General features: G+C 65.8%; 1 protein-coding gene and 1 tRNA gene. Both read left to right on the plus strand.

The genetic code is table 11. The annotated features are described in order from the left end of the window. Positions 1-382 precede the first annotated feature (382 nt). Entirely contained in the window at positions 383-1060 is a 678-nt protein-coding gene (locus FVW27_RS15220) for a metallophosphoesterase family protein (protein ID WP_167126703.1), read from the plus strand. Positions 1061-1276: 216 nt separating this feature from the next. Further along, positions 1277-1353 (plus strand) — tRNA-Met (locus tag FVW27_RS15225). Positions 1354-1531: the final 178 nt, after the last annotated feature.

A 1531-nucleotide genomic window follows, 5' to 3' on the forward strand; every position in this document is an offset into this window, starting at 1 on the left:
GGCCTCGTCGGGGGGCAGGGCGGCGCGGCGGGCCAGCATGGCGCGGCGCAGGGCCTGCCGGGCTTCGGCGTCTGGCGGGGTGGAGTGCGTCATGATGAGGTGCCGGAGCTGGTTTCGGGGTGTGTGCCGCCTGAAGTGGTGGAACCGGAGGTGCCGAGGAATATTGAAGTAACCCAGGAGCGGCCAGGCTGTCGTTGCCTTTCACCGCCGAACTTCCGCAATCGTCACGGGAGTGGCGTGAAGGGCGTGCCGGAATCGCCACCGAAACGCCCCGCAGGGTGTTTTGTCAGGTGGCGGGTGCGTGGTGTAGAGTGCGGGCGCGGACGATACCCGCGCTCCACATCTCCCTCCCCGTCACGCAATCTAACAAGGAAGACACCGCATGCAAAGCGTACCCTACTGGATAGCGTTCGGTGACATCCACGACGACGTTTCGCCCATCGCGGACATTCCCGGTCTGGCCGAGGCGGCGGGCGTGATCATTACCGGCGACATCACCGTGGTGGGCGGCGCGCGCCAGGCCGAGCGCGTGCTGACGGCCATTGCCGCGCGCAACCCGGCCATCCACGCCCAGATCGGCAACATGGACAAGGCCGAGGTGACCGACTGGCTGGACGGGCGCGGCTGGAACATCCATCGCACCGCGCGCGAACTGGCCCCCGGCGTGGGCCTGCTGGGCGCGGGCTATTCCACGCCCACCCCCTTTGGCACGCCCAGCGAGGTGCCGGAAGCGCGGCTGGCCGAATGGCTGGACGCGCTACGGGCCGAGGCGGGCCGCTGGCCCCGGCTGGTGCTGGCCATACATACCCCGCCCAAGGACAGCCTGTGCGACAGACTGGGCAACGGCGCGCACGTGGGCAGCCCGGCGGTGCGGGCGTTCATAGAGGCGGTGCAGCCGGACGTGTGCCTGTGCGGGCACATTCACGAGTCGCGGGCGGTGGACCGCATCGGGCGCACCGTGGTGGTGAACCCCGGCGCGCTGGGCGCGGGCGGCTATGCCGTGGTCACCGCCCCGGAGGATGGCCCGCTGACGGCGGAACTGAAGGTGCTGCGGGGGTAGCAATCGGGGGCGGTTGGCAGGCTGGCGGACCGTGCCGTCCGGCCTGCGCGAAAAAGCAGGCTCCCGTGAAAATTTTTATCCAGCTGTGTCGGTGTGTTGTTTTTCTTCTTCGATGTTTTTTCAGTTTTCTGTTGACACCTGGTGGCTGCGGGCATACTTCTAACGACCCGACGGCAAGGCCCAACCCACGCCGCCGGACCCGAATTCCGCAGGTGACGCGGGGTGGAGCAGCTCGGTAGCTCGTCGGGCTCATAACCCGAAGGTCGTCGGTTCAAATCCGGCCCCCGCAACCATAAAAATCAGAGGCTTACAAGGAAATCCTTGTGAGCCTCTTTTTGTTGTTTGTGTTTAGCCCCACTATAGCCCCACCTTTTGCTAGGGGTGGTTTGGGATGGTAAGGGACAAGCCTATTGGAGGGTGTGCGAATGCAAGAGATGATCTTTGCGCAACGCTATCGCATGCGCGTGTGGC

Source organism: Nitratidesulfovibrio liaohensis (genome assembly GCF_011682075.1).
Classification (GTDB): domain Bacteria; phylum Desulfobacterota; class Desulfovibrionia; order Desulfovibrionales; family Desulfovibrionaceae; genus Cupidesulfovibrio; species Cupidesulfovibrio liaohensis.

Coding starts and splice junctions, on each gene's coding strand:
- FVW27_RS15220 (WP_167126703.1), top strand. CDS start 383: ATGCAAAGCGTACCCTACTGGATAGCGTTCGGTGACATCCACGACGAC.